The organism is Stutzerimonas stutzeri, assembly GCF_000935215.1.
Classification (GTDB): Bacteria; Pseudomonadota; Gammaproteobacteria; order Pseudomonadales; family Pseudomonadaceae; genus Stutzerimonas.
Genome location: NZ_JXXD01000156.1, coordinates 24,430 through 44,919 on the forward strand (window position 1 = coordinate 24,430; position 20,490 = coordinate 44,919).

Sequence of the window (20,490 nt, forward strand, 5' to 3'; positions counted from 1 at the left end):
CTTTTTGTCTCTTGCGAATTGATCACCCGTGTATTGGGTGAGTGGTTTAGAAACCAAATCGAGAGGATTCCCAACATGGCAGAAATCACTGCAGCCTTGGTCAAAGAACTGCGCGAGCGTACCGGTCAGGGCATGATGGAGTGCAAGAAGGCTCTGGTCGCCGCTGGTGGTGACATCGAAAAGGCGATTGACGACATGCGTGCCTCGGGCGCCATCAAGGCCGCCAAGAAGTCGGGCAACATCGCTGCCGAGGGCTCGATCGCCGTTCGCGTCGAGGGTGGCCGTGGTCTGATCATCGAAGTCAACTCGCAGACTGACTTCCTGGCTCTGCAGGATGACTTCAAGGCGTTCGTCAAGGAAAGCCTGGACGAGGCCTTCGAGCAGAAGCTGGCCGATGTGGCCCCGCTGATCGCTTCTCGTGAATCCGCGCGCGAAGCGCTGGTCGCCAAGTGCGGCGAGAACGTCAACATACGTCGCCTGACCGCAGTGGAAGGTGAAGTGGTTGGTGCTTATCTGCACGGTCACCGCATCGGTGTGCTGGTCACCCTGAAGGGTGGCGATGCCGAGCTGGCCAAGGATATCGCCATGCACGTGGCTGCCAGCAATCCTGCGGTTCTGAGCCCGGCTGATGTTTCCGAAGAGCTGGTTGCCAAGGAAAAGGAAATCTTCCTGCAGCTCAATGCCGACAAGATCGCCGGCAAGCCGGAAAACATCGTCGAGAACATGGTCAAGGGCCGTATCAACAAGTTCCTGGCCGAAGCCAGCCTGGTTGAGCAGGCGTTCGTCAAGAACCCGGAAATCAAGGTTGGTGAGCTGGCCAAGAAAGCTGGTGCCGAAATCGTATCCTTTGTTCGCTACGAAGTAGGCGAGGGCATCGAGAAGGCCGAAGTCGACTTTGCTGCCGAAGTTGCTGCTCAGGTCGCTGCGACCAAGAAATAAGGCCGCTTCGGTGGTTCTGGCAAAGAGGCTGCCCGCTCACGCGCGCGGCCTCTTTGTCGAATTGGGCAGCGGAATTGTTTTTTTGTCACGATATAGTCATCGCCTGGCACCAACCCCCGGTTGAGCTGTCAAAGCGCAGATATTTTTTGGTCTGAGTCATTCAGACTTGATCACAGCACGCCGCAGGAGATAACACGCCAATGGCTCAGCAGATGAGTGCACGCAATCCTCGCTATAAACGCATTCTGCTCAAATTGAGCGGCGAGGCCCTGATGGGCTCCGAAGACTTTGGCATAGATCCCAAGGTCCTTGACCGTATGGCTCTGGAAGTCGGCCAGTTGGTGGGCATCGGCGTCGAGGTCGGACTGGTCATCGGTGGTGGCAACCTCTTTCGTGGTGCTGCGCTCTCGGCGGCCGGTATGGATCGCGTCACCGGCGACCATATGGGTATGCTGGCCACTGTGATGAACGCGCTGGCCATGCGCGACGCGCTTGAGCGTTCGAACATCCCGGCGCTGGTCATGTCTGCCATTTCCATGGTCGGTGTGACTGATCACTATGACCGTCGCAAGGCGATGCGTCATTTGAAGACCGGCGAGGTGGTTATTTTCTCCGCCGGTACCGGCAACCCATTCTTCACCACCGACTCGGCCGCCTGTCTGCGTGCGATCGAGATCCAGGCGGATGTCGTGCTCAAGGCCACCAAGGTCGATGGTGTTTACACCGCAGATCCGTTCAAGGATCCGAATGCGGAGAAATTTGCCGAGCTCACGTACGACGAAGTGCTGGATCGCAAGCTTGGCGTGATGGATCTGACAGCCATCTGTCTGTGCCGTGACCACAACATGCCGCTGCGGGTCTTCAACATGAACAAGCCCGGCGCCCTGCTCAACATCGTGCTAGGTGGCGCTGAAGGAACCCTGATCGAGGAATCGAAAGAATGATCAACGAGATCAAGCAAGACGCGCAGGAGCGCATGAAGAAAACCCTGGAATCGCTGGACCATGCATTCGCCAAGATCCGTACCGGCCGTGCGCATCCCAGTATTCTCGATAGCGTTATGGTCTCCTATTACGGTTCCGACACTCCGCTGCGTCAGGTTGCCAACGTAATCGCCGAAGACTCCCGCACTCTGGCATTGACAGTGTTCGACAAGAGCATGATCCAGGCGGTAGAGAAGGCGATCATGACCTCGGACCTGGGGCTGAATCCGGCCACCGCTGGCACCACGATTCGTGTGCCGATGCCCGCGCTGACCGAGGAGACCCGCAAGGGCTACACCAAGCAGGCCCGCGCAGAGGCCGAGAACGCCCGAGTCGCAGTGCGCAACATCCGCCGTGATGCGATCGCGCAGCTGAAGGACCTGGTCAAGGAAAAGGAAATCAGTGAGGACGAGGAACGTCGTGGCCAGGATGACGTCCAGAAGCTAACCGACAAGTACGTTGCCGAGATCGACAAGGCCCTCGAAGCCAAAGAAGGCGACCTGATGGCCGTATAAGGCCGGCATCGAATCGCTGCTGTCGTGTCCTGAATCGGGGGGCCGGTTCGTGATGCGACAGTGCAGATGCCCCAGAGCTGTTGCTTGCAGCTTTTTCTTTTGGTTCGCAGCGTGTTTTAGCGCAAGTAGAGTTGTTCATGGAAAAGGTCAGGCAGATCGCCGGGCGGAATGTACCCCGTCACGTGGCGATCATCATGGATGGCAACAATCGCTGGGCGAAGAGGCGTTTGCTGCCCGGTGTGGCCGGGCATAAAGCCGGTGTCGACGCGGTTCGCGCCGTGATTGAGGTCTGCGCCGATTCCGGCGTCGAGGTGCTGACGCTGTTTGCGTTCTCCAGCGAGAACTGGCAGCGCCCGGCAGATGAAGTCGGTGCGCTGATGGAACTGTTCCTGTCGGCGTTGCGGCGTGAGGCGCGCAAGCTCGATGAGAACGGCATTCGCCTGCGCATCATCGGGGATCGTGCCCGTTTCCATCCCGAATTGCAGGCCGCGATGCTGGAGGTGGAAGAGATGACTTCCGCCAATCATCGTTTCGTCCTCCAGGTTGCCGCCAATTACGGTGGGCAGTGGGACATTCTTCAGGCGGCTCAGCACTTGGCTGCCGAGGCGCAGTCCGGGCGTCTGAATCCGGCAGAAATTACGCCTGCTCTGTTTCAGAGCTATCTGGCGACCGGCGACATGCCGTTGCCCGATCTGTGCATTCGCACCGGCGGTGAGCGGCGCATCAGCAATTTCCTGCTTTGGCAGCTCGCCTACGCGGAACTGTATTTTTCCGATCTTTATTGGCCCGACTTCAAGCACGTTGCCATGCGCAAGGCGCTCGCCGATTTCGCTACTCGACAGCGGCGATTTGGCAAAACGGGCGAACAGGTCGAAAGCGAGGTCAAGGCCGAATGCTGAAGCAGCGCATCATCACCGCCGCCATCCTTCTGCCCGTCGCGATCATTGGGTTCTTTCTCCTTCATGGACTCGCTTTCGCCATCTTCATTGGGCTGGTCGTTGCGCTAGGTGCCTGGGAATGGGCTCGGTTGGCTGGATTCGCGGGCCAGCCGGTGAGAATCGCTTATGCGGCGCTGGTCGTGGCGCTGCTTGCCGTGCTGTATCAATTTCCGGCACTGGCCCCCTGGCTGTTGGCGCTCGCCGTGCTCTGGTGGCTGACAGCAACCTATCTGGTGTTGACCTATCCGCAGAGCAGTCGTCTCTGGGGTGGCTCCGCTGGCAGTCTGGTGATCGGTCTGGCGATTCTGCTTCCGTCGTGGCAGGCACTGGTGGTGCTCAAGCAATGGCCATTGGGTAACTGGTTGATCCTTGCCGTGATGATTCTGGTCTGGGCTGCGGATATCGGGGCGTATTTCTCCGGCAAGACGTTCGGCAAGCGCAAGCTTGCACCGCAGGTCAGTCCTGGCAAGAGCTGGGAGGGGCTGATAGGTGGCCTGTTGACCAGTCTGCTGATCACGCTGGCGGTTGGCATTTACCGCGGCTGGTCGGTGCGAGAGCTGGTGCTAGCGCTGCTGGGTGCGGCGGTGGTGGTGTTGATCTCGGTGATCGGTGACCTCACCGAGAGCATGTTCAAGCGTAGCTCGGGCATCAAGGACAGTAGTCAGCTGCTGCCCGGGCACGGCGGTGTAATGGATCGCATAGACAGTCTTACCGCGGCCATTCCTATCTTTGCGGTGCTTCTTTGGCTTGCTGGCTGGGGCGTGCTGTGACGCGACCTCTACAAATAACCGTGCTGGGGGCGACCGGTTCGATCGGACTGAGCACATTGGATGTCATCGCTCGTCATCCCGATCGCTATAGCGTATTTGCGCTGACCGGCTTCAGCCGGCTCGTCGACCTGCGTTCGCTCTGCCTCAAGCATCGTCCGAGCTACGCAGTGGTCGGTGATGAAGCGCAAGCCGGCGTGCTGCGGGGGCAGTTGCAGTCCGATGGCGTTGCCACCCGAGTGCTGAGCGGCGAGGGCGGTCTGAGCGAGGTGGCGGGCCATCCCGAGGTCGATGTCGTGATGGCTGCAATCGTCGGTGCCGCTGGGCTGAAGCCGACTCTCGCCGCCGTGCAGGCAGGCAAGCGAGTGTTGCTGGCGAACAAGGAAGCGCTGGTAATGTCCGGCGCGTTGTTCATGCAGGCACTGCACGATAGCGATGCGGTGTTGCTGCCGATCGATAGCGAACACAACGCGATTTTTCAATGCTTGCCATCCGATTATGCCCGCGGGCTTGGTGCTGTCGGTGTGCGGCGGATATTGCTCACCGCTTCTGGCGGGCCGTTTCGAGATATTGCGCCGCAGAATCTGGCGGATGTATCCCCGGAGCAGGCCTGTGCTCATCCCAACTGGTCGATGGGGCGCAAGATTTCCGTGGATTCGGCCAGCATGATGAACAAGGGGCTTGAGCTGATCGAGGCCTGTTGGTTGTTCAACGCGCGACCAGATCAGGTCGAGGTGGTGATTCACCCGCAAAGCGTTATCCACTCTATGGTGGACTACGTGGATGGTTCGGTGCTCGCGCAACTCGGCAATCCCGACATGCGTACGCCGATTGCGCATGCGCTGGCATGGCCGGAGCGAATCGATTCCGGTGTGTCGGCGCTGGATCTGTTGCAGGTTGGGCGACTGGATTTCCAGGCTCCGGACAACCTGCGTTTCCCTTGTCTGCGGCTTGCTCGCCTGGCCGCGGAGACCGGTGGTACGGCGCCGGCGATGCTCAATGCCGCGAACGAAGTGGCGGTTGACGCCTTTCTCAATCGACGCATCCGCTTCACCGAGATCGCGAGTATCATCGACGACGTGTTGAATCGAGAGGCATCGGTTCCGACTGTCTGCCTTGAAGATGTGCTGGCAGCTGACAACCAGGCTCGTGAAACTGCCGACCACTGGTTGAGCTGCCGCGGGCGATAGGGTCTGCCGGCCTCGCGGCTTGCAGCGAAACGTCAACAGACCCACTCCCGGAGGAAAATATGGGCGCGCTCTACATGATCATCGGCACCCTCGTTGCGCTCGGGGTGCTGGTGACCTTTCACGAATTCGGTCATTTCTGGGTTGCCCGTCGCTGTGGCGTGAAGGTGCTGCGATTCTCCGTTGGCTTCGGTAGTCCGCTGCTTCGCTGGCATGACCGGCAGGGCACCGAGTTCGTCATCGCTGCGATACCGCTTGGCGGTTACGTCAAGATGCTCGACGAACGTGAGGGCGACGTGCCTCCCGCTTTGCTCGACAGTGCATTCAATCGCAAGAGCGTCCGCCAGCGCTTCGCTATCGTATCCGCCGGGCCGTTGGCCAATTTCCTGTTAGCTATGGTGTTCTTCTGGCTGCTGGCGATGCTTGGCAGCGAACAGGTGCGGCCTGTTGTCGGTGCTGTCGTGCCAGGCAGTCTCGCTGCTCAGGCGGGGATGGCGGTCGATCAGGAGATCGTTGCGGTCAATGGCAAGCCAGTCAGTGGCTGGTCCGAGGTCAATCTACAGTTGGTACGGCGCCTGGGCGAGAGCGGTCAGCTCGATATGACGGTGCGAGAGCTTGGCGGTTCTGGCGAGCAGCACTTGCAGATCCCGTTGCAGAATTGGCTGAAAGGCGTGGAGGAGCCGGACCCGATCACCTCGCTCGGAATCAGACCCTGGCGCCCTCAGATTGCCCCAGTGGTCGCTCAGTTGGACCCTGAAGGCCCGGCGCAGGCCGCAGGTATTCGTCTCGGTGACCGCCTGTTGAGTATGGATCAGCAGCCACTGGACGATTGGCAGCAGGTGATCGACGCAGTCAAGGTACTGCCCGGTGAGCCGGTATCCCTGCATGTGGAGCGCGCCGGTGAGCGACTCGATGTGTCGTTGACGCTGGCCGCGCGTGGCGAAGGCGATGCGCGCCGCGGTTATCTGGGGGCGGGTGTCGAAGGTGGTGAATGGCCAGCGGAAATGCTGCGCGAAGTCAGCTTCGGTCCTCTTGAAGCGGTGGTCGAAGGCGTAAGGCGCACCTGGACCATGAGCCTGCTGACCCTCGATTCGCTGAAGAAAATGCTCTTCGGGGAGCTCTCGGTAAAAAACTTGAGCGGTCCGATAACCATTGCTAAAGTGGCGGGCGCTTCTGCCCAGTCGGGGCTGGGGGATTTCCTCAATTTCCTCGCCTATCTGAGCATTAGTCTGGGGGTTCTCAATCTATTGCCTATCCCGGTGCTCGATGGCGGCCATCTGCTCTTCTATCTCGTCGAGTGGGTCCGCGGACGTCCTCTGTCGGAGCGGGTACAGGGATGGGGAGTACAGATCGGCATCAGCCTGGTGGTTGGGGTGATGCTGCTTGCACTGGTCAATGACCTTGGCCGTCTGTAATGCCGAATCCGTAGTGTCGCCATGCCGAATCGCCGGTTCATTTATCAGGTTTGAATAAGAAAGGACTTCATGAAACGTCTGCTGCTACCTGCGGTTATCTCCGCATTGATGATCGCCGAAGTTCACGCTGAGTCCTTCACTATTTCCGATATCCGGGTCAATGGCCTGCAGCGGGTTTCCGCCGGCAGCGTATTCGGCGCTCTGCCTTTGAACGTGGGTGAGCCTGCCGATGACAATCGCCTCGTCGATGCCACTCGTGCGCTCTTTCGAACCGGTTTCTTTCAGGATATTCAGCTGGGGCGGGATGGCGATGTGCTGGTCATCAGCGTAGTCGAGCGACCATCCATTTCCGGCATCGAGATCGAAGGCAACAAGGCGATCAAGACCGAAGATCTGCTGTCAGGTTTGCAGCAGTCCGGTCTGGCCGAAGGGGAAATCTTTCAGCAGGCCACGCTCGAGGGTGTACGTAATGAACTGCAGCGCCAGTACGTTGCCCAGGGGCGCTATTCGGCGACCATCGAAACCGAGGTCATTTCGCAGCCGCGTAATCGGGTGGCGTTGAAGATCAAGATCAACGAAGGCTCGGTGGCGGCGATCAAGCACGTCAATATCGTGGGCAATTCTGTCTTCGCGGACGAAGATCTGGTGGATCTGTTCGAGCTGAAGACCACAAACTGGCTGTCGTTCTTCCGCAACGACGACAAGTACGCGCGTGAAAAGCTCTCCGGTGACCTGGAACGCCTGCGCTCGTATTACCTGGATCGCGGTTACATCAACATGGATATCACCTCGACCCAGGTATCCATAACGCCAGACAAGAAGCACGTCTATGTCACCGTGAACATCGACGAAGGCGAGCGCTATACCGTGCGCGACGTCAAGCTGAGCGGTGATCTCAAGGTTCCGCAGGAAGAGATCAAGGCGCTGTTGCTGGCAAAAGAAGGTCAGGTGTTCTCGCGCAAGGTGATGACTACCACCTCCGAGCTGATTACCCGGCGCTTGGGTAACGAAGGCTATACCTTTGCCAACGTCAACGGTGTTCCTGAAGCTCACGACGAAGACAATACGGTGTCGATCACGTTCGTCGTCGATCCGGGTAAGCGTGCGTACGTCAATCGCGTCAATTTCCGCGGGAATACCAAGACCGAAGATGAAGTGCTGCGTCGCGAGATGCGCCAGATGGAAGGTGGTTGGGCGTCGACCTATTTGATCGACCAATCCAAGACTCGTCTCGAGCGCCTGGGCTTCTTCAAGGAAGTGAACGTAGAAACGCCGCAGGTTCCAGGTACGGATGATCAGATCGACGTCAACTACAGCGTCGAGGAGCAACCGTCCGGTTCGATCATGGCCAGCATCGGTTTTGCGCAGAACGCAGGCCTGATTCTGGGTGGCTCCATCAGCCAGAACAACTTCCTCGGTACCGGTAACCGGGTCTCCCTGGGCTTGACTCGCAGCGAATACCAGACGCGTTACAACTTCGGTTTCGTCGACCCCTACTGGACCGAAGACGGTGTCAGCCTGGGGTATAACGCCTTCTATCGCACCACCGATTACGACGAGCTCGATTACGACGTTTCCAGTTATTCGGTGGATAGCCTTGGTGGCGGCATCAACATCGGCTACCCGATCAGCGAGACGTCTCGACTGTCATTCGGCCTGACTGTGCAGCAGGATGATCTTGATACTGGCCGTTATACCGTGGACGAGATCTTCGACTTCATGGAGGAGGAGGGCGACAGCTTCCTCAACTTCAAGGCATCTGCAGGTTGGTCCGAGTCGACCCTCAATCGCGGCGTGCTCGCCACTCGCGGCCATTCGCAGAGCCTGGTATTCGAAAGTACTATTCCGGGTAGCGACCTGTCTTTCTACAAACTCGACTACAACGGCCAGCTGTTCGTACCGATGAGCAAGGATTACACCCTGCGCATGCATACGCGCCTGGGTTACGGGGACGCCTATGGCTCGACCTCGAGCCTGCCGTTCTACGAGCATTACTATGCCGGCGGCTTCAATTCGGTACGCGGCTTCGAGGATAGCAGCCTCGGCCCCCGTAGCACGCCGAGTGACGGGTCGCGCCCAGGCACCATCGCCGACCCGGATCAGGATCCTCTACCGTTCGGTGGTAACGTACTCATCCAGGGAGGCTTGGAAGTGCTGTTCCCCATGCCGTTCGTCAAGGATCAGCGCTCGCTGCGTACCTCGGTGTTCTGGGACGTAGGTAATGTGTACAACACCAATTGCCCAACAGAGTCGAGTAATTGCAGCGATATCGACTTCGGCGATATGGCCAGCTCGGTGGGTGTCGGTCTGACCTGGATTACCGCAATGGGCCCGCTGAGCTTCAGTCTGGCTATGCCGGTGGTCAAGCCGGACGAGGCCGATACTCAGGTATTCCAGTTCTCGCTGGGACAAACGTTCTAACATTGCGGCGTGATGCCTCAGTGCTTTCTTTCAGGAGTGGTGTTTACCGTGCGTAAGTTGACTCAACTGTTTCTCGTCGTTGCCGCGCTGGCAGCGACCCCAGCATTTGCCGAAATGAAGATCGCCGTCATGAACTATCAGATGGCGCTGCTTGAGTCGGATGCGGCCAAACGTTACGCGGTCGACGCGGAGAAGAAGTTCGGCCCCCAACTGAGCAAGCTGAAGACACTCGAAAGCGACGCCAAGCGTATTCAGGATCGCCTGGTCAAGGACGGCGACAAGATGCAGCAGGCCGAGCGTGAGCGTCTGGAGCTCGAATTCAAGCAAAAGGCCCGTGACTTCCAGTTCCAGTCCAAGGAATTGAACGAGGCAAAGGCTGTGGCGGATCGGGACATGCTCAAGCAGCTCAAGCCGAAGCTCGATCAGGCTGTCGAAGAAGTCATCAAGAAGGGCAACTACGACCTGGTGTTCGAGCGTGGTGCCGTGGTGGATGTCAAACCGCAGTTCGATATCACCCGCCAGGTCATCGAGCGCATGAATCAGCTGCGCTGATATGGCAGGCGCAGTCTATACACTCGGCCAGCTGGCCGAGGAACTGGGTGGCACCCTGCGCGGCGATGCTGACCAGACTATTAGCGGGCTCGCTACCCTGCAGGAGGCGGGCCCGGCGCATTTGAGCTTCCTTGCCAATGCTCAGTATCGCAAGTACCTGTCGACCACCCAGGCCGCCGCGGTGTTGTTGGCTCCCGCTGATGCCGAAGGCTACGAAGGCGCGGCAATTGTCGTTAGCGACCCCTATCTGGCTTATGCGCGCGCGTCGCACCTGTTCGAGACTCGACCGGTAGCGAATAGCGGCATTCACCCGACGGCGGTGGTCGCTGCCGATGCTTATGTAGATTCGTCGGCCAGCATTGGTCCCTATGTGGTGATCGAGTCCGGCGCAACCATCGAGGCGGATGTGGTGATCGGTGCGCAGTCATTCGTCGGCGCCCGTAGCCGAATCGGCGCTGGCGGGCGACTCGCACCGCGAGTCACGCTTTATCACGACGTGCAGATCGGTAAGCGCGTGGTGATCCAGTCCGGTGCCGTGATCGGTGGTGAGGGGTTCGGCTTCGCCAAGGAAAAAGGTGCCTGGCAGAAGATCGCTCAAATCGGCGGTGTGCGTATCGGGGATGATGTGGAGATTGGCTCGAATACCACCATCGACCGCGGCGCCCTTTCCGATACGCTGATTGGCAACGGCGTGAAGCTAGATAATCAGATCATGATCGCGCACAACGTGCAGGTCGGTGACAACACGGCGATGGCTGGCTGTGCCGGCATCTCCGGTAGCACCAAGATCGGACGCAATTGCATGATCGCCGGTGGCGTCGGCATGGTTGGGCACATCGAAGTGTGCGACAACGTGTTCGTGACGGGTATGACGATGGTCACGCGCTCGATCACGGAACCCGGAAGCTACTCCTCGGGCACGGCGATGCAGAATGCTGCCGATTGGAGAAAGAGTGCGGCGCGTATTCGTCAGTTGGATGACATGGCTCGCCGGCTGCAACAGCTGGAGAAAAGCCTGGCTACCGTGACTCAGGGTCAGAATCCGGCTTCTGATGCCTGAGCTTACCGTCTGATCCGGTTTTTTTCGGGGTTAATGCCTGTCAGTGCTCGCGCGGGCTTTCAGCGCAGGCGGCCCTATACTTTTTTACAGGCTCTTTCCTGACATGATGGATATCAACGAGATTCGCGAATATTTGCCTCACCGCTACCCGTTCCTGCTGGTGGACCGTGTGACGGAGATGGACGTCGAGGCCAAGCGCGTTCGTGCCTACAAGAACGTGACCATCAACGAACCGTTCTTCAATGGGCATTTTCCACAGCATCCGATCATGCCAGGCGTGCTGATCATCGAAGCCATGGCGCAGGCGGCCGGTCTGCTTGGTTTCAAGATGATGGGCGTCAAGCCAGCCGATGGCACGCTTTACTATTTCGTCGGCTCTGACAAGCTGCGCTTCCGTCAGCCGGTGGTTCCGGGCGATCAGTTGGTGCTGGAAGCTTCCTTCATCAGCGCCAAACGCGGCATCTGGAAGTTCGATTGTCGTGCCAGCGTCGAGGGCAAGCCGGTCTGCTCGGCAGAAATCATCTGCGCGGAACAGAAGATATGAGTTTGATCGACCCTCGCGCCATCATCGACCCTGCGGCTCGCTTGGCGGATGACGTCCAGGTCGGCCCATGGTCGATCATTGGTCCGGACGTCGAAATTGGCGAGGGTACGGTGATCGCGTCGCATGTGGTCATCAAAGGGCCGACCCGTATCGGTCGGCACAATCGCATCTATCAGTTCTCCTCGGTTGGCGAAGATACGCCGGATCTGAAGTACAAGGGTGAGCCGACGCGCCTGGTGATTGGCGATCACAACGTGATTCGCGAGGGTGTCACCATCCATCGCGGCACCGTGCAGGATCGCTCCGAAACCACCCTCGGTGATCACAACCTGATCATGGCTTATGCTCACATCGGCCACGACAGCGTGATCGCCAATCATTGCATTCTGGTCAACAACACCGCGCTGGCCGGGCACGTCCATGTGGGCGACTGGGCCATTCTCTCCGGTTACACCCTGGTGCATCAATTCTGCCATATCGGCGCCCATAGTTTTTCCGGCATGGGCACGGCAATCGGCAAGGATGTACCGGCGTTTGTCACTGTGTTCGGCAATCCGGCGGAGGCGCGCAGCATGAACTTCGAGGGCATGCGTCGTCGTGGCTTCAGCGCCGAAGCCGTTCACGCCCTGCGCAACGCTTACAAGGTCGTCTACCGCAAGGGGTTGACCGTGGAGGCCGCACTCACCGAGCTGGCCGAAAGTGCAGCGGCATTCCCCGAGGTTGCGATCTTCCGCGACTCGATTCAGGCTTCAACTCGTGGGATCACTCGCTGAGATGAACCGGCCGCTCAGGGTTGCCTTGGTAGCCGGGGAGTCCTCCGGTGACATCCTTGGTGCGGGCCTGATGCAGGCGCTGAAGGCTCAGCACGCGAATGTCGAATTCATCGGCGTCGGCGGCTCGCGCATGCAGGCCGAAGGGTTGCAGTCGTACTTTCCGCTCGAGCGTCTGGCAGTGATGGGCCTGGTCGAAGTGCTCGGTCGTTTGCCGGAGCTGCTGGCCCGCCGCAAACGCCTGGTGGACACGCTGATCCAGCAGCGGCCGGATGTATTCATCGGCATCGACGCGCCGGACTTCAATCTCGGGCTTGAGCTCAAGCTGCGTCGGGCCGGAATCAAGACCGTGCACTACGTCAGTCCGTCGGTCTGGGCCTGGCGTCAGAAGCGGGTACTGAAGATCCGTGACGCCTGCGATCTGATGCTCACGCTGTTTCCGTTCGAGGCTAGGTTCTACGACGAGCACCAGGTACCGGTTCGCTTCGTCGGTCATCCCCTAGCTGATGCCATTCCGCTTTGCGCCGATCGTGCCGCGGCACGGCAAGCGCTCGGATTGCCAGCGGATGGCCTGGTCGTCGCGCTGATGCCCGGTAGCAGGGGCGGCGAAGTCGCTCGACTGGGGGATCTGTTCCTTTCCGCTGCCGAGCGGTTGCGCGCCATGCGTCCCGGGATTCGTTTTGTCATGCCTTGCGCCAGCCCCGAGCGGCGGCTGCAGCTTGAGCAGATGCTGGTTACGCGTGATTTGCCGCTGACCCTGCTCGATGGCCGGTCCCATGAGGCATTGGCCGCCTGCAACGCCGTGTTGATTGCTTCCGGTACGGCAACGCTTGAGGCGCTGTTGTTCAAACGCCCTATGGTGGTGGCCTACAGCGTAGCGCCAATGACTTACCGCATCCTCCGGCGGCTGGTGAAGAGCCCCTATGTTGCGCTTCCCAACCTGCTGGCCCAGCGTCTGCTGGTTCCCGAGTTGCTGCAGGACGCCGCTACCCCCGAAGCGCTTGCGCAGTCTCTGTCGCCACTGCTGGACGATGGTGACGTGCAGACCGAAGGCTTCGACAGTATTCATCGCACCCTGCGTTGCGATGCGTCGAGTCAGGCCGCCGATGCCGTGTTGCGCCTGGTTGGAGTTCGTTGATGCAGTTCGGACTCGATTTCAATCTGGTCGAAGAGCTGGTTGCCGGCGTCGACGAGGTCGGGCGCGGGCCGCTGTGTGGTCCTGTAGTGACCGCCGCAGTGATCCTCGATCCGGCGCGTCCGATCGAAGGCCTCAACGACTCGAAAAAGCTGAGCGAAGCCCGTCGTGAAGCGTTGTTCGACGAGATCTGCGAAAAGGCGGTGGCGTGGTGCATTGCCCGAGCCGAGGTCGAAGAGATCGATCAGCTGAATATCCTTCACGCCACGATGCTCGCCATGCAGCGTGCGGTTGATGGACTGAGTGTCACGCCGCGGCTGGCACTAATCGATGGCAATCGGCGCCCTCAGCTGAACGTGCCCAGCGCACCGGTGATCCAGGGCGACGGTCAGGTGCCGGCTATCGCTGCGGCATCCATCCTGGCCAAGGTCAGTCGTGATCGCGAAATGCAGGTCCTGGATCTCTGCTATCCGGGTTATGGGCTGGCCGGGCACAAGGGGTATCCGACTCCAAGCCATCTGGAGGCGCTTCGTCGGCTTGGGCCAACGCCCATTCATCGGCGCTCTTTCGCCCCCGTGCGTACGCTGCTTGAGCAGGCAGTTGTCGAGACCGACATCCCGGCCAGCGTGCTGCTGGTCTAGCTGGTAACTGTACGCGGGCCAGCCAGGTGCTTCATGAGGTCCTGGGCCGCCGAACACCCTTTTGCCGTGTCGGCTACCGTTAGCGCGGTCGCCAGCCCGTCCGTGCTTTCCGGTACAATCCCGCGCTTGTCGTTCTGCCAGCTCAAGGTCTTTTCATGCCTGTTTCCTTCGTCCATCTACGTCTGCATACCGAGTACTCGCTGGTCGATGGGCTGGTTCGGGTCAAGCCGCTGATCAAGGCGGTCGCGGCAGGTGGCATGCCGGCGGTGGCGGTGACCGACATGAGCAATATGTGCTCGCTGGTCAAGTTCTATAAGGCCGCGCAGGGCGCCGGCATAAAGCCGATTTGCGGTGCCGATATCTGGATGGCCGGTTGTGACGAGGACGGTCCTCTCAGCCGCTTGACCTTGCTGGCGATGAATCCCAAGGGGTATCGCAATCTCACCGAGTTGATCTCTCGCGGCTGGACCGAAGGCCAGCGCAACGATCTGGTGATCATCGAGCGTGACTGGGTCAAGCAGGCCGCCGAAGGTGTGATCGCCTTGTCTGGCGCCAGGGAGGGAGAGGTCGGCCAGGCGCTGCTCAATGGCGACGAAGCACTGGCCGAATCGCGTCTGGCTGAATGGCGCGATGTGTTTGCCGACCGCTTCTACCTGGAAGTTCAGCGCACCAGCCGGGTCAATGACGAAGAGTATCTGCACGCTGCAGTCGCGCTCGCCGAGCGCAGCGGTACGCCGCTGGTCGCGACGAACGACGTGCGTTTCCTCAAGCAGGAAGACTTCGAGGCCCACGAGACCCGCGTATGCATCGGTGAAGGCCGAACTCTGGACGATCCGCGGCGGCCGCGTACCTATTCCGATCAGCAGTATCTGAAAACGCCCGAGGAAATGTACGAGCTGTTCAGTGACCTCCCCGAGGCGCTGGAAAATACCGTCGAGATCGCCAGGCGCTGCAACATCGAGGTGCAGCTGGGCACCTACTTCCTGCCCGATTTCCCGGTGCCGGACGGCATGACCATGGACGATTACTTTCGCAAGGTCTCGTTCGATGGCCTCGAAGAGCGGCTGGAAGTGCTGCTGCCCCGCGATACGCCCGATTACGAGGCGAAGAGGCAGGTCTATGTCGATCGGCTGAATTTCGAGCTGGATATCATTATCCAGATGGGCTTTCCGGGTTACTTCCTGATCGTCATGGACTTTATCCAGTGGGCCAAGAGCAATGGGGTGCCTGTAGGGCCAGGCCGTGGCTCGGGTGCCGGCTCGCTGGTGGCTTATGTGCAGAAAATCACCGACCTGGACCCGCTGGCCTACGATCTGCTGTTTGAGCGCTTCCTCAACCCTGAGCGGGTTTCCATGCCCGACTTCGACGTCGACTTCTGCATGGATGGCCGCGACCGGGTCATCGATTACGTGGCTGAGAAATACGGTCGCAATGCGGTGAGCCAGATCATCACCTTCGGCACCATGGCGGCCAAGGCGGTGGTGCGTGACGTGGCGCGGGTGCAGGGCAAGTCCTACGGGCTGGCGGATCGCCTGTCGAAGATGATCCCCTTTGAAGTAGGCATGACGCTGGAAAAAGCCTACGAGATGGAAGAGCCGCTGCGCGACTTCCTTGCCGTCGATGAAGACGCCAGGGAAATCTGGGACATGGCGCTCAAGCTCGAAGGCATCACCCGCGGCACCGGCAAGCATGCCGGCGGCGTGGTGATTGCGCCGACCAAACTCACCGATTTCGCCCCCATCGCCTGCGATGACGAGGGCGGCAGCCTGGTCACCCAGTTCGACAAGGACGACGTCGAGTCTGCCGGTCTGGTCAAGTTCGACTTTCTCGGCCTGCGCACGCTGACCATCATCAAGTGGGCGTTGGAAACCATCAACCGCGAACAGGCACGTAAGGGTCTCGAACCGGTCGACATCGACTTTATCCCGCTGGATGACAAGCCCACCTACTCGCTGCTGCAAAAGGCCGAAACCACGGCGGTGTTCCAGCTCGAATCGCGTGGCATGAAAGAGCTGATCAAAAAGCTCAAACCCGACTGCCTGGAAGACCTGATCGCACTGGTGGCGCTGTTCCGTCCCGGTCCGTTGCAATCGGGCATGGTGGACGACTTCATCAACCGCAAGCACGGGCGTGCCGAAGTCTCCTATCCACACCCGGACTACCAGTACGCCGGGCTGGAGCCAGTGCTCAAGCCTACCTACGGCATCATCCTGTACCAGGAACAGGTGATGCAGATCGCACAGGTCATGGCCGGCTATACGCTGGGTGGTGCGGACATGCTGCGCCGCGCCATGGGCAAGAAGAAGCCCGAGGAGATGGCCAAGCAGCGCGGTGGTTTCATCGAAGGCTGTTCCAACAATGGCATCGACAAAGAACTCTCAGGCAACATCTTCGACCTGGTAGAGAAGTTCGCCGGTTACGGTTTCAACAAGTCGCACTCGGCGGCCTACGGTCTGGTTTCCTACCAGACGGCCTGGCTCAAGGCGCACTACCCGTCGCCGTTCATGGCTGCCGTGCTCTCGGCGGATATGCACAATACCGACAAGGTGGTGATCCTCATCGAGGAATGCCGCAGCATGAAGCTGCGCATCGACCCGCCCGATGTGAACATTTCCGAGTTCAAGTTCACCGTCAACGATGACGGCCGTATCGTCTATGGCCTAGGTGCAGTCAAGGGCGTGGGCGAGGGGCCGGTCGAGGCCATCGCTGAATGTCGTGCCGAAGGTGGGTCATTCAAGGACCTGTTCGACTTCTGCGCGCGGATCGACCTGAAACGGATCAACAAGCGTACCCTTGAGGCGCTGATTCGCTCCGGTGCGCTGGATCGTCTGGGTCCGTATTTCTTCGAAGAGGTCAAGGCCTATCAAGCCAACATCGACCGCAATCGGGCGGTTTTGCTGGCGGCGATGGAAGAAGCGGTGCAGGCCGCGGAGCAGACGGCGCGCAGCGCTGAGAGCGGCCACATGGACCTGTTTGGCGGCTTGTTCGCCGAGCCCGAAGCTGACGTTTACGCCAACCACCGCAAGGCGCGTGAGCTGTCTCTGAAGGAGCGTCTGAAAGGTGAAAAGGACACCCTCGGCCTCTATCTCACTGGTCACCCGATCGATGAATACGAGGGCGAGGTGCGGCGCTTCGCCCGCCAGCGCATCGTCGATCTACGTCCGGCGCGTGGCGAGCAGACCATTGCCGGCCTGATCGTCAATCTGCGGGTAATGAAGAACAAGAAGGGCGACAAGATGGGTTTCATCACCCTGGATGACCGCTCGGGGCGCATCGAGGCGTCACTGTTCGCCGAGGCTTTCAATACTGCTCAGGCGTTGTTGCAAACCGATGCGCTGGTCGTGGTGGAGGGCGAGGTAAGCAACGATGACTTTTCCGGTGGCCTGCGGTTGCGCGCCAAGCGGGTTATGAGCCTGGAAGAGGCGCGCACCGGGCTTGCCGAAAGTCTACGGGTCAAGGTCGCTGGTGAAGCGCTCAAGGGTGAGCGCATGCGTTGGCTGGCCGAGGTCTGTGGCCGTCATCGCGGGGCCTGCCCGATTACGCTGGAATACACCGGTCGCGACGCGCGTGCCCTGCTGCAGTTCGGTGAAGCCTGGCGGATCGACCCGGCCGACAACTTGATTCAGGCATTGCGTGACCAGTTCGGACGCGACAACGTCTTCCTGCAATACCGATAGAGGGCCGAGGCCCGGAAGGTCGCCGATGGCGCTTTCCGGGTCAGGCCCGAACGGCCCGGTGATGACCGGGTCATGGTTCAGAACAATTTTTGTTCGACCTGAATGCGCCCGTCCCGTAAGGTAAGGCGCAAAAAACGGAACAGCCTCCCGGCCGCCTGGCCGTCGACGCATGACGGATGCCTATGAACCCGAATTTCCTGGATTTCGAACAGCCGATCGCCGACCTGCAAGCCAAGATCGAAGAATTGCGCCTGGTTGGTAACGACAACTCGCTGAACATCGGCGATGAGATTGCCCGCCTGCAGGACAAGAGCGAATCGCTCACCGAGAGCATCTTCGGCAATCTGACCAGCTGGCAGATCGCCCGCCTGGCTCGCCACCCGCAGCGCCCCTACACCCTCGACTACATCAATCACCTGTTCACCGAGTTCGAAGAACTGCACGGTGATCGCCACTTCTCCGACGACGCCGCCATCGTCGGTGGCATTGCGCGTCTGGACGACCAGCCGGTGATGATCATCGGCCACCAGAAGGGCCGTGAAGTCCGCGAGAAGGTACGCCGCAACTTCGGCATGCCGCGTCCGGAGGGCTACCGCAAGGCATGCCGTCTGATGGAGATGGCCGAGCGCTTCAAGATGCCAATCCTCACCTTCATCGACACCCCCGGCGCTTATCCGGGTATCGACGCCGAAGAGCGCAACCAGAGCGAAGCCATCGCCTGGAACCTGCGCGTGATGGCGCGGCTGAAAACGCCGATCATCGCCACTGTCATCGGTGAAGGCGGTTCCGGTGGTGCACTGGCCATCGGTGTCTGCGACCAGCTGAACATGCTGCAGTACTCCACCTACGCGGTGATCTCGCCGGAAGGCTGCGCCTCGATTCTCTGGCGCACCGCCGACAAGGCACCCGAAGCGGCCGACGCCATGGGCGTGACTGCCGAGCGCCTGAAGGACCTCGGGATCGTCGACAAGGTGATTTCCGAGCCCCTGGGCGGCGCGCATCGCAACCCGGCCGTCACCGCGGCTTCGCTGCGTGACGAACTCAGGACTCAGCTGGAAATGCTCAAGGCGCTGGATACCGACGCGCTGCTGGAGCGCCGCTACGCGCGCCTGATGAGCTACGGTATCGCCTGATCGGATGCCGTTTTGTCCGCTGCAGAAACCCCGCCTACCCGGCGTGGTTTTTCGTTTCCGGGCCTGTTCAGACGGGGTCCAGCAACAGGCGCAGCGGCATCATCGGCGAGCGCTGAACCCCTGGCGTATGTAGCTTTATAGGGCGGGTGAAACCCGCGCGGTTACACCTCACCGCCCGACAAACGAAACCCTGCCTCGCGGCGGGGTTTCGTTTTTTCTGGGCCTTGCATCGCTCTTACAACAAGGCGGAGGGCCACGTTCGGCGGGTGTCACCCGCTCTACGTCCTGCAGACCATGCGACACGTGACTGGGTCAGGCCTTTGTTGCGGTCCCGACAGGAGTTACAAGCTCTTCGAAACCGAAACCACGAAGGTCGCGTCGCAGTAGTCGTCCTTGCCGACGAAGCCTGCGCATTCGCTGCCGCTCAAGCTGGTGTCGGAGTAGGTCAGGCCGAAGTCCAGACCGGCCATGGTCTTGCTCAGGCCGACCGACCAGTCGTTGTAGGTATCGTCGTTGCCGAAGGTGGCGTCCTTGAAATCGTACTTGCCGTACTGCAGGGCCAGACCGACGTCGTAGGGCAGGGCGTATTCGTAGCCGAGATAGGAGTACAGGGTGGTGTCGTCGCCGGCGAAGTCGTCGGAGTAGGCCGCGCCGGCCGTGAAGCCGTAGGCGCTCAGGCTGCCGTAGTACTCGCTGAAGTTCAGCGCGCTTTCGCCCGGGTAGTCGTACTTGATCCAGCCCAGATCGTAGGAGATGTTCTCGGTGATGTTGTTACCGAAGCCCAGGTAGTAGTCGAATTCCACCGAGGCGTCACCGCCGAAGTCGACGTTGGACGCCCAGGTGCCAACGTACAGGCCGCTCTCGTGGGCTACGTCCAGACCGCCCTGGATGGCGCCGTTGCCCTGGGTTTGCGAGATACCGCGGAACATGTAGTCCGAGGTCAGGCCGACGTTCATGCTGACGTCGAAGTCGCCAACGGGGCTGGAGACGGTTTCCGCGACGGCGAAGCTGCTGGCAGTCACGGCGCTGGCGGCGGCGATGGCGAGGGTCAGTTTCTTGAGCATGGTGGTATGTCCCTAAAGGTGGCGCCGGGTATTCAGTAGCCCGGCTGGTAAGTCAGCAACAGCTTTTGGAATAAGCTGAGCGGACTTTTGCATTTCCCTTGCCAACTACGAGAAAGCCAACGATTACAGAGGCCTAGCTCGAATTTGAATGCCTCGATCTGTTTGCGGCGATCTCAGATAGCCATGGGTGTGCACTGTTTTGGAGCGGCGCGGTGCGGAGGGCGTCAACGAAGGTGCGCCGCTGTGTTTGCGTCGTGCTCTTGAAAGGTGCGCACCGCTGGCGGCTGTAGTCGTGGCGTGCGCTGCCTTATGCTGGCCGCCTTGCCTGAATGAGTCGATTTCCATGCCGGTCGAATCCAAACTGCTCGATGCACTGCGCCCGTGGCTAGCCGCGCGGCGCTGGCTGGTCGGCTTTTCCGGCGGGCTCGATTCGACGGTGCTGCTGCATGCACTGGTGCGACTGACGCAGGGCCGAAGGTTGCCGCCAATCAGCGCCGTCCATGTGCATCACGGCCTGCAGGCGGTCGCCGATGCCTGGCCGGAGCACTGCCGGCAGGTTTGCGAGGGGCTAGGCGTGCCGCTCGAAATCGTGCGGGTGCAGGTCGCGCACGGCGCAAGCCTGGAGCGTGCCGCGCGGGATGCGCGTTACGCCGCCTTCGCTGAACGCCTCGGCGAAGGTGATCTGCTGCTGACCGCGCAGCACCGCGACGACCAGGCCGAGACGCTGCTGTTTCGTCTGTTGCGTGGTG

The 20,490-nt window shown here is 60.2% G+C and carries 18 protein-coding genes; 17 read left to right on the plus strand and 1 reads right to left on the minus strand.

The features are described from left to right. Window positions 1-75 precede the first annotated feature (75 nt). The 16 genes from tsf (at window position 76) to LO50_RS16415 (ending at window position 18,677) form a co-directional block, all read left to right on the plus strand. The gene (tsf, locus tag LO50_RS16340; RefSeq protein WP_042925668.1) at window positions 76-939 is read left to right on the plus strand and encodes a translation elongation factor Ts; all 864 of its coding nucleotides are present in this window, start codon (window positions 76-78) and stop codon (window positions 937-939) included. 200 nt (window positions 940-1,139) lie between these two features. Continuing rightward, entirely contained in the window at window positions 1,140-1,883 is a 744-nt protein-coding gene (gene pyrH / locus LO50_RS16345; RefSeq protein ID WP_014819904.1) for a UMP kinase, read from the plus strand. Then, the gene (gene frr / locus LO50_RS16350; RefSeq protein WP_014819905.1) at window positions 1,880-2,437 is read left to right on the plus strand and encodes a ribosome recycling factor; all 558 of its coding nucleotides are present in this window, start codon (window positions 1,880-1,882) and stop codon (window positions 2,435-2,437) included. Before pyrH ends, frr begins: the two co-directional genes overlap by 4 nt. Window positions 2,438-2,574: 137 nt before the next feature. Next, on the plus strand, window positions 2,575-3,336 hold the full coding sequence (gene uppS, locus LO50_RS16355) for a polyprenyl diphosphate synthase (RefSeq protein WP_014819906.1): 762 nt from the start codon (window positions 2,575-2,577) through the stop codon (window positions 3,334-3,336). Then, window positions 3,330-4,145: a phosphatidate cytidylyltransferase gene (locus LO50_RS16360; RefSeq protein ID WP_044315652.1), complete on the plus strand. Its 816-nt coding sequence runs from the start codon at window positions 3,330-3,332 to the stop codon at window positions 4,143-4,145. Before uppS ends, LO50_RS16360 begins: the two co-directional genes overlap by 7 nt. Then, window positions 4,142-5,332 carry a 1-deoxy-D-xylulose-5-phosphate reductoisomerase gene (gene ispC / locus LO50_RS16365; protein WP_044315653.1) on the plus strand — a complete coding sequence of 397 codons (1,191 nt, stop codon included), beginning with the start codon at window positions 4,142-4,144 and terminating at the stop codon, window positions 5,330-5,332. The genes LO50_RS16360 and ispC overlap by 4 nt, the downstream gene beginning before the upstream one ends. A gap of 59 nt (window positions 5,333-5,391) precedes the next feature. Continuing rightward, window positions 5,392-6,744 (plus strand): RIP metalloprotease RseP, encoded by a 1,353-nt coding sequence (gene rseP, locus LO50_RS16370; protein WP_044315654.1) that lies wholly within the window; start codon window positions 5,392-5,394, stop codon window positions 6,742-6,744. Between the two features lie 69 nt (window positions 6,745-6,813). Continuing rightward, window positions 6,814-9,165 carry an outer membrane protein assembly factor BamA gene (gene bamA / locus LO50_RS16375; RefSeq protein WP_044315655.1) on the plus strand — a complete coding sequence of 784 codons (2,352 nt, stop codon included), beginning with the start codon at window positions 6,814-6,816 and terminating at the stop codon, window positions 9,163-9,165. 48 nt (window positions 9,166-9,213) lie between these two features. Continuing rightward, the gene (locus LO50_RS16380; protein ID WP_044315662.1) at window positions 9,214-9,717 is read left to right on the plus strand and encodes an OmpH family outer membrane protein; all 504 of its coding nucleotides are present in this window, start codon (window positions 9,214-9,216) and stop codon (window positions 9,715-9,717) included. A gap of 1 nt (window position 9,718) precedes the next feature. Next, window positions 9,719-10,777, plus strand: coding sequence for a UDP-3-O-(3-hydroxymyristoyl)glucosamine N-acyltransferase (gene lpxD, locus LO50_RS16385; RefSeq protein WP_044315656.1), 1,059 nt, complete (start codon window positions 9,719-9,721; stop codon window positions 10,775-10,777). A gap of 103 nt (window positions 10,778-10,880) precedes the next feature. Next, a complete protein-coding gene (gene fabZ, locus LO50_RS16390) occupies window positions 10,881-11,321 on the plus strand; it encodes a 3-hydroxyacyl-ACP dehydratase FabZ (protein ID WP_003299359.1) in 441 nt (146 codons plus the stop codon). Beyond that, window positions 11,318-12,094 (plus strand): acyl-ACP--UDP-N-acetylglucosamine O-acyltransferase, encoded by a 777-nt coding sequence (gene lpxA / locus LO50_RS16395; protein ID WP_003299358.1) that lies wholly within the window; start codon window positions 11,318-11,320, stop codon window positions 12,092-12,094. The genes fabZ and lpxA overlap by 4 nt, the downstream gene beginning before the upstream one ends. A 1-nt stretch (window position 12,095) precedes the next feature. Continuing rightward, window positions 12,096-13,229 carry a lipid-A-disaccharide synthase gene (lpxB, locus tag LO50_RS16400; RefSeq protein WP_003299357.1) on the plus strand — a complete coding sequence of 378 codons (1,134 nt, stop codon included), beginning with the start codon at window positions 12,096-12,098 and terminating at the stop codon, window positions 13,227-13,229. Further along, a complete protein-coding gene (gene rnhB / locus LO50_RS16405; protein WP_044315657.1) occupies window positions 13,229-13,867 on the plus strand; it encodes a ribonuclease HII in 639 nt (212 codons plus the stop codon). Before lpxB ends, rnhB begins: the two co-directional genes overlap by 1 nt. Before the next feature lie 155 nt (window positions 13,868-14,022). Further along, window positions 14,023-17,544, plus strand: a complete 3,522-nt coding sequence (gene dnaE, locus LO50_RS16410; protein WP_044315658.1) for a DNA polymerase III subunit alpha — start codon at window positions 14,023-14,025, stop codon at window positions 17,542-17,544. Window positions 17,545-17,726: 182 nt separating this feature from the next. Beyond that, on the plus strand, window positions 17,727-18,677 hold the full coding sequence (locus tag LO50_RS16415; RefSeq protein WP_044315659.1) for an acetyl-CoA carboxylase carboxyltransferase subunit alpha: 951 nt from the start codon (window positions 17,727-17,729) through the stop codon (window positions 18,675-18,677). 341 nt (window positions 18,678-19,018) lie between these two features. Here LO50_RS16415 and LO50_RS16420 read toward each other — a convergent pair whose 3' ends face one another. Further along, window positions 19,019-19,741 carry a TorF family putative porin gene (locus tag LO50_RS16420; protein WP_003299352.1) on the minus strand — a complete coding sequence of 241 codons (723 nt, stop codon included), beginning with the start codon at window positions 19,739-19,741 and terminating at the stop codon, window positions 19,019-19,021. 343 nt (window positions 19,742-20,084) lie between these two features. Between LO50_RS16420 and tilS the strand changes: the two genes are divergently transcribed. After that, window positions 20,085-20,490, plus strand: a 406-nt coding sequence (gene tilS, locus LO50_RS16425; protein ID WP_044315660.1) for a tRNA lysidine(34) synthetase TilS, incomplete at its 3' end; no start/stop codon positions are given.

What these genes read in the sequence shown, in the direction of transcription:
- tsf (WP_042925668.1), top strand. Translation starts at nt 76, where the DNA reads ATGGCAGAAATCACTGCAGCCTTGGTCAAAGAACTGCGCGAGCGTACC.
- pyrH (WP_014819904.1), top strand. Translation starts at nt 1,140, where the DNA reads ATGGCTCAGCAGATGAGTGCACGCAATCCTCGCTATAAACGCATTCTG.
- frr (WP_014819905.1), top strand. Translation starts at nt 1,880, where the DNA reads ATGATCAACGAGATCAAGCAAGACGCGCAGGAGCGCATGAAGAAAACC.
- uppS (WP_014819906.1), top strand. Translation starts at nt 2,575, where the DNA reads ATGGAAAAGGTCAGGCAGATCGCCGGGCGGAATGTACCCCGTCACGTG.
- LO50_RS16360 (WP_044315652.1), top strand. Translation starts at nt 3,330, where the DNA reads ATGCTGAAGCAGCGCATCATCACCGCCGCCATCCTTCTGCCCGTCGCG.
- rseP (WP_044315654.1), top strand. Translation starts at nt 5,392, where the DNA reads ATGGGCGCGCTCTACATGATCATCGGCACCCTCGTTGCGCTCGGGGTG.
- bamA (WP_044315655.1), top strand. Translation starts at nt 6,814, where the DNA reads ATGAAACGTCTGCTGCTACCTGCGGTTATCTCCGCATTGATGATCGCC.
- lpxD (WP_044315656.1), top strand. Translation starts at nt 9,719, where the DNA reads ATGGCAGGCGCAGTCTATACACTCGGCCAGCTGGCCGAGGAACTGGGT.
- fabZ (WP_003299359.1), top strand. Translation starts at nt 10,881, where the DNA reads ATGATGGATATCAACGAGATTCGCGAATATTTGCCTCACCGCTACCCG.
- lpxA (WP_003299358.1), top strand. Translation starts at nt 11,318, where the DNA reads ATGAGTTTGATCGACCCTCGCGCCATCATCGACCCTGCGGCTCGCTTG.
- lpxB (WP_003299357.1), top strand. Translation starts at nt 12,096, where the DNA reads ATGAACCGGCCGCTCAGGGTTGCCTTGGTAGCCGGGGAGTCCTCCGGT.
- rnhB (WP_044315657.1), top strand. Translation starts at nt 13,229, where the DNA reads ATGCAGTTCGGACTCGATTTCAATCTGGTCGAAGAGCTGGTTGCCGGC.
- dnaE (WP_044315658.1), top strand. Translation starts at nt 14,023, where the DNA reads ATGCCTGTTTCCTTCGTCCATCTACGTCTGCATACCGAGTACTCGCTG.
- LO50_RS16415 (WP_044315659.1), top strand. Translation starts at nt 17,727, where the DNA reads ATGAACCCGAATTTCCTGGATTTCGAACAGCCGATCGCCGACCTGCAA.
- LO50_RS16420 (WP_003299352.1), bottom strand. Translation starts at nt 19,741, where the DNA reads ATGCTCAAGAAACTGACCCTCGCCATCGCCGCCGCCAGCGCCGTGACT.